The sequence below is a fragment of the Methylomonas fluvii genome, assembly GCF_014850975.1.
GTDB classification, from domain to species: Bacteria; Pseudomonadota; Gammaproteobacteria; order Methylococcales; family Methylomonadaceae; genus Methylomonas; species Methylomonas fluvii.
Window position 1 is genome coordinate 1695548 of sequence record NZ_JACXST010000003.1, and the last position, 6507, is coordinate 1702054.

Annotated in this window: 6 protein-coding genes; 4 read left to right on the forward strand and 2 right to left on the reverse strand. The window is 51.3% G+C overall.

What is annotated here, in order from left to right:
- The first annotated feature begins 196 nt into the window (after positions 1-196).
- Complete coding sequence (locus tag EBB_RS25280) at positions 197-1039, forward strand: PEP-CTERM sorting domain-containing protein (protein ID WP_192396384.1); 843 nt, start codon at positions 197-199, stop codon at positions 1037-1039.
- Positions 1040-1193: 154 nt separating this feature from the next.
- Here EBB_RS25280 and EBB_RS25285 read toward each other — a convergent pair whose 3' ends face one another.
- A complete protein-coding gene (locus EBB_RS25285; protein WP_192396385.1) occupies positions 1194-1409 on the reverse strand; it encodes a ComC/BlpC family leader-containing pheromone/bacteriocin in 216 nt (71 codons plus the stop codon).
- Positions 1410-1975: 566 nt separating this feature from the next.
- Here EBB_RS25285 and EBB_RS25290 point away from each other — a divergent pair.
- Together EBB_RS25290 and EBB_RS25295 are read left to right on the forward strand one after the other, a co-directional pair.
- Entirely contained in the window at positions 1976-2212 is a 237-nt protein-coding gene (locus tag EBB_RS25290; protein WP_192396386.1) for a hypothetical protein, read from the forward strand.
- Positions 2213-2260: 48 nt separating this feature from the next.
- Positions 2261-2602, forward strand: coding sequence for a hypothetical protein (locus tag EBB_RS25295; protein WP_195880910.1), 342 nt, complete (start codon positions 2261-2263; stop codon positions 2600-2602).
- A gap of 246 nt (positions 2603-2848) precedes the next feature.
- On the opposite strand, the gene EBB_RS25300 is transcribed toward EBB_RS25295, so the two are convergent.
- On the reverse strand, positions 2849-3217 hold the full coding sequence (locus EBB_RS25300) for a restriction endonuclease subunit S (RefSeq protein WP_192396388.1): 369 nt from the start codon (positions 3215-3217) through the stop codon (positions 2849-2851).
- Positions 3218-3486: 269 nt separating this feature from the next.
- Between EBB_RS25300 and EBB_RS25305 the strand changes: the two genes are divergently transcribed.
- Positions 3487-6414, forward strand: coding sequence for an SNF2-related protein (locus EBB_RS25305; protein WP_223146916.1), 2928 nt, complete (start codon positions 3487-3489; stop codon positions 6412-6414).
- Positions 6415-6507 lie beyond the last annotated feature (93 nt).

A 6507-nucleotide genomic window follows, 5' to 3' on the forward strand; every position in this document is an offset into this window, starting at 1 on the left:
CACCTTTGCTGCAACCTTTGTCGCACCCACTCGCCGGCACAAGCGCAGAAAAATCAATCTTAAAGCACTGATTTTAATTATATTTTTATAAAAATCACTCTTGGCACGCTACTCGCATTGTTAGAGACAGAAGCTGCCAGCAGTTTCTTTATCCGAGACACATTCTCAGCACTTTAACCGTTTTAGGAGTACCGATATGCAAACCAAATTAATCCCCCTTCTGGCTATGTCCACTTTGTTCGCCGCCAACGCCGACGCCGCAGCCTTCTCGTTCAGCACCGGCGGTCCGGATTACCGAATCGCCACCGGCGCGCAAGCCGGCGGCACCAGCCAGGAAATAGAATCCGCAGACGACTTCGTGTTGACGCAACACACCCAACTAAACCAAGCCACATTCACCGGTTTACTAGCCAACGGCGCCACGCTGGGTGACATCGCCAATGTAAATGTGGAAATCTACCGGGTATTCGGTAAGGATTCGGTAAACCCACCCTCCGGCCGCGTGCCTACCCGCGTCAACTCACCTTCGGATGTGGCGTTTTTGGGCCGCGAATCGGCCAGCAACTCGTTGAGTTATAGTGTCACTTTACTGAATGGTAACGCTTCGGCCGGCAATTCGGTAATCAACGGCATTCATCCGCTACCCAACCAAACCACCGGTGGCGAAGGCGCTGTTTCCGGGCAGGAAGTCAGATTTGACATTAATTTTAACGACGCCATCTCGCTGGCGGCCGACCATTACTTTTTCGTACCGCAGGTGGAATTGAAAAACGGCAATTTCCTCTGGTTGTCTGCGGCCAAACCGATAGTCGGCGGCAGCGGTCCGTTCACGCCGGACCTGCAATCCTGGATACGCGACGGCAACCTGGACCCTGACTGGCTGAGAATCGGCACCGACATCGTTGGCGGCACCACGTTTAACCAAGCCTTCTCGGTATCCGGTGTTTCCGCCGTACCGCTGCCGGCTGCCACCTGGCTGTTTCTAAGCGGCATCCTGGGCGTCATGGGCTTGGGTAAACGCAAAAAAGCCAGCGTGTAAATCTTCCAGCGTTCCCTCCTACCTGCCATGCCGTTAGCAAGCAATTTGTTGGCGGCATGGCTTTTTTTCTCTAGGACACTAACTCAGCCTTTATTGGCTTGCCACCACGTAAAAAAGCCGGCACTGGGCCGGCTTTTCTAAGCTTGAGCACTTACTACGCGAAAAAGCTGATTTCAGCGGGTGGCAACGGTTGCGGATTCAAACTGACCATGGATAGCTTGCTGACCGCGCCATTAAACAAGTCGGGCAGCGGACCAGGTTTTGGCCCTTTCCAAAAACCGGGGTAAGGCGTTCCGCACCAACCGCCGGATACCTGTTGCAGTTCTTCAGTATTCAGAACCCTAAAATTTTGCGTTAATTGCGTGTTCATTTAACTGGCTCCTTTGAAATATCAAAAAATCCCACCGAAAAATGGTGGTTCCAAACCGCGACTTGAACCGATCGGTGTTTAAGCGAAGCGCTCATCCGCCTGCCGTTTTGGGCACACCCATTCAAATCGCTGATGCTCTTGGCCAGCTCCTCCCTTTGCTGGCCGGAGCCAAAAAGCAATGCCTATTGCAATCTGACCGGCGACGACCATTGATCGGTCGGGTCGCAAACCCTTGCTGTTTGCCGGCATAAGCACTTTACAAGCCGCCAGCCCTTACATCTGTGGCAAATTACCGGCAGCCGGACGCAATAATCCACAGCATCAGCAATGACGCGCATTTAGGTTTTGTTGCGCCATGGCTGGTGTTTAAGTAACAGCGCGTTATTAAGCCGTGCGGAATGGATAAGCAGTATTGGCTTATTCGCATTCCAGGGCCTGAATCAATAGCCCAGGTGCATTAAGCCTGATGTTGGCGAACATCTGCCGAACTGACATTCCTGTCATGAGCCTTTAGTGCGATTGTGCCGATAGTCACAAATTTTAAAATTCAGCTGAATCTTTTAACTTTGGACATCAAAAACATGAAACTAAATACTCTTGTAAAGACCGGTATCGTTGCTGGCCTGCTGGCTATGTCTAACGCAAGCTCCGCAAGCGTTTGGGCCCCCACCAACAGCGACAGCCAATTTGCCAACCTGTACGCCTTGTTGTTTAACATCCCTACCGGGGAAAAATTTGCCCTGTTTGAAGATACCGCTTCCCTGAGCAGCACCACCGGCGATTTGAATATCACTCCAGTATAGAGCTTCTTCGATGCGGCAACCGTCACCTTTGCCGCCAGCGGTAACGATGTGGCTGTTAGTACCGCCACCTCGAGTGGTGTGCTTTTGGGTTCCAGCAATTTTCAATTGGGCTGGTGGTCTCCAAGCGGCTGGGTAACGGAACATTCAAGCAGCGCGATCAGCTTGCTAGGCCAAACCTCTTGGAGCCTGGCTTTTGTTGACTCCAGTATTCATGGTGCAAATAACGAGCAAAGATTATTTGCTTTTGATATCAAACCCTCTCAAGCAACCACCGATTTCCCAGGTTCAGGCGTTGCCGCAGTTCCTCTACCTGCTACCGCTTGGTTGATGACCAGCGCTCTTATGGGCATTTTGTACACTGGCCGTCGCAAATCCAGCGTTACTGCATAATACGGTCAGCCTTTACACCCGGCAGCGTTGTCTGCTGGGTGTAAAGCAATTTAGCGCCGTCAAGCTAAGCACACCAAACAATTTCCCGTTGACCTGGCGGGACCGAAATCAATCCTCACATCGGCCACATCGGCTTCGCCCAGCACAAACCAGCTCGGCAAACGCCATAGCTGGCACTGCCCATCGGTATAAACGCTCGGAAAAATGACTGAAGGCGGCTTTTCTGCTCAGGCGTTGAGCAGAACATCATGGCATGATAGCCCGCTCAACCATCCCATCCGCCAGCTTTTGCTGTAATTGATTAGCGGCGGCGAGGCGGGCTTTTAGTTGGTCGCAGAGGGCCATCAGTTCATCGACTTTGGCGACGATGCGGTGTTGTTCTGAAAGCGGTGGCAAAGCCATGACAAGATTCCGTAATGTTCCCAACGCAACAAAGGGCTGGGCACCACCAACAGCAGAAAACTGCAAATTTACCGCCAAATTCTCCATGTATTTTTTTATGAAAAACGGAAAGATTAGGTTTCTACTGTAGTATTTGAACAGTGCAACATTCTTTACACTAAATGGGAGCCCATCCTCAACCATTACTTGGTTTCCAATATTTCCCCCAATCATGGAGAATAGGATGCCAAGCCACTAAACCAAAACCCGTTTACACAAAATTCAGGACACCCTCCAGCCCACAGCTAGACTATCAAACTTACACTCTCACCAAACTTTGGTAGGAGAGCCGTAAGACCAGTATTCCGATCTGCTACCATTGTTAGGGATAGATATAGTTAGTAATCACCGCAAATAAATCTTGCAGTAACCGCTCCAAGCTCAAGGGAATAAAAACAGCTTATGAACGCAGCCCTACAATCATTGATCTTTAGGAGCGCGCATTGACCGCTCCTAAAGGCATTACACCCTTCCACGCCAAGTATTATTCCTACGACCTAACCCGACAACACGCCGCCAACGATGTTGGCCGTTTGTCGCAATCGTTGTTCGACGCCAGCGTCGACCTGAATCCGCATCAGATTGAAGCCGCATTATTTGCCTTGCGCTCACCCATTTCCAAGGGTGTTCTGCTTGCCGACGAAGTGGGTCTGGGTAAAACCATAGAAGCCGGTATCGTGCTGTGCCAGTTATGGTCGGAACGAAAACGCCGGCTATTGGTGATCTGTCCGGCTTCTTTGCGTAAACAATGGGCGATTGAGCTGGAAGAAAAATTCAACCTTCCCTCAGTGGTGTTGGATGCCCGGACCTGGCGGGATGCGGTTAAATTGGGCAAATCGCCGTTAAGCCAGAAGGCTATCGTGGTGTTGTCCTATAACTATGCCAACCGAATTCGCGATGAACTCAAAGCCATCGCCTGGGATTTGGTGGTCATCGACGAAGCGCACAAACTGCGTAACGCTTACCGGGAAAGCAACAAAATCGGCCAGGGCATTCGCTGGGCAACCGAAGATTCACGTAAGCTTTTATTGACCGCCACCCCGCTACAAAACTCGCTACTAGAGCTGTACGGCTTATCCACCTTAATAGACGAGCACATCTTCGGCGACGTTAATGCCTTCCGCAGTCAGTACACCAATGCGGGCGGTGATTTGGAAGGTCTGCGACAACGTCTTGGCGGGTTTTGTCGTCGCACGTTGCGTAACCAAGTTACGGAATATATTCGTTATACCGAACGGCGCGCCATCACCCGTCCTTTCCGTCCAACCGACGACGAGCACAAGCTCTACGAAGCGGTCACGGCGTTTCTAATGCGCGAAAGCAGTTACGCCATACCCAGACGGCAACGCCATCTGACCGAATTAATTCTGCGTAAATTGTTGGCGTCATCGTCGATGGCAATCGCCGGCACCTTGGAGACCATGAAACAGCGGTTGGAAACGTTGCGGGACGAGAAAGTCAAAGATGATCCCGAATTCACCGAACTACTGGTTAGTGAAGAAGACATGGAAGACGATCTGCTCGACGAAATTCTCGACATCGATCCACCGGAAGCCGAAACCGAAACCGAAAACCAACCGCCAACTATCGACCGCAAACTGCTGAATCAGGAAATTGCCGAATTGGCCAACCTGGCTAACTGGGCCAAAAGTATAGGTACCGACACCAAAACCCGCACATTATTAAATGCCCTCGACATCGGTTTCGAGCAAATGGCCGCCACCGACGCTCAGCGCAAAGCGCTCATCTTTACCGAATCCAAGCGTACCCAAACCTACTTAAAGCAATTTCTGGAAGCCAACGGCTATGCCGGCGAAGTGGTCGAATTCAGTGGTACCAACAACAGCTCGGAAGCTACCGCCATCTATCAACAATGGCTGCTTGCCAACCGCGATACCGGACGCATCACCGGCTCCCGCGACATCGATATTCGTGCCGCATTGATTGAACATTTCCGCAATCAGGCCACCATCCTGATTGCCACCGAAGCTGCTGCGGAAGGCGTCAACATCCAATTCTGTTCCTTGGTCATCAACTACGACCTGCCCTGGAACCCACAGCGCGTCGAACAGCGTATTGGTCGCTGCCATCGCTACGGACAACTACACGATGTAGTGGTCATCAATTTTCTCAATGAGCGCAACGATGCTGACCGCCGTGTCCTAGAACTGCTGACCGAGAAGTTCAACCTGTTCAACGGCGTATTTGGTGCGTCTGATGAAGTCTTGGGTAGCATCGAATCCGGCGTCGATTTCGAAAAACGGATATTGACCATCTACCAGCAATGCCGCACGCCTGCCGAGATTGAAACCGCTTTCAAAGCCTTGCAAGCCGAATTGGACGAAAGCATTCAGGCCCGCATGACCGACACCCGTAAACTGTTACTGGAAAACTTTGATGAAGACGTTCACGAACGCCTGAAAGTCCAACTGAGCGATGCCAAAGCGCAACTGGATAAATTCGGCAAACGCTTTTGGTTGCTAACGCAATTCATGCTGCAGGACAGGGCACGATTCGACGACCAGCAACTGATTTTCGATTTAGTGCAGTCGCCGCTGCAAGGCATAGCCACTGGCCGCTACCACCTGATTTCCAAATCGGCACCCAAACCCGACCATAATGCCCAGTCGGTTGCCGAATCAAATGCCGATTACGGTAACTTCTTGTACCGGCTGTCGCATCCGCTAGGCGAATATGTTGTCGACCACGGCAAAATCATCGACACGCCGGTCGCCAAAGTGGTTTTCAACATCAGCCAGCATCGGACTCGTTTGCATCTGGTGGAAGCTTTGCGCGGTAAGTTTGGATATTTGGTATTGACGGCATTGGCCATCGAAAGCTACCAACGCGAGGAATATTTGTTGTTCTCGGCAATCGCTGATGATAGTTCCCCACTAGACCAGGAAACCTGCGAAAAACTGTTCAGTTGTTATGCCGAAATGGCCGGAATCACCTCATGGCCGGATGCTATCGAGCAACGTTTGCAGCAAGACGCGCAACGCCACGTCAAAGCCACCATCAGCCAATCCTTGGAAGCCAACCACAAACATTTCAACGAAGCGCGGGAAAAACTGGAAAAATGGGCCGACGATATGGTGCTGGCCGCCGAAAAGGCGCTGAAAGACACCAAGGAACAAATCAAAATCCTGCAACGCCAAGCCCGAATGGCAACCAACCTGGACGAACAGCACGACATCCAGCAAAAAATTCTCAAGCTGGAAAAACAGCAACGCCGCCAACGCCAGGAAATCTTTCAAGTCGAAGACGACGTCATTGTAAAACGCGACCAGCTCATCGAAACTCTGGAACGCCGTTTGACGCAGAAAACCGAAACTAAGCGTCTGTTTGCCATCGAATGGGCCGTGGTTTGAAGCAATCGTAAAACCTGCCAAATTCAAGCGTTAGGCACTTCGATTTGACCGCAAAGCCTCACGCCAATACCATGCCCGAGATAACACCCTCCC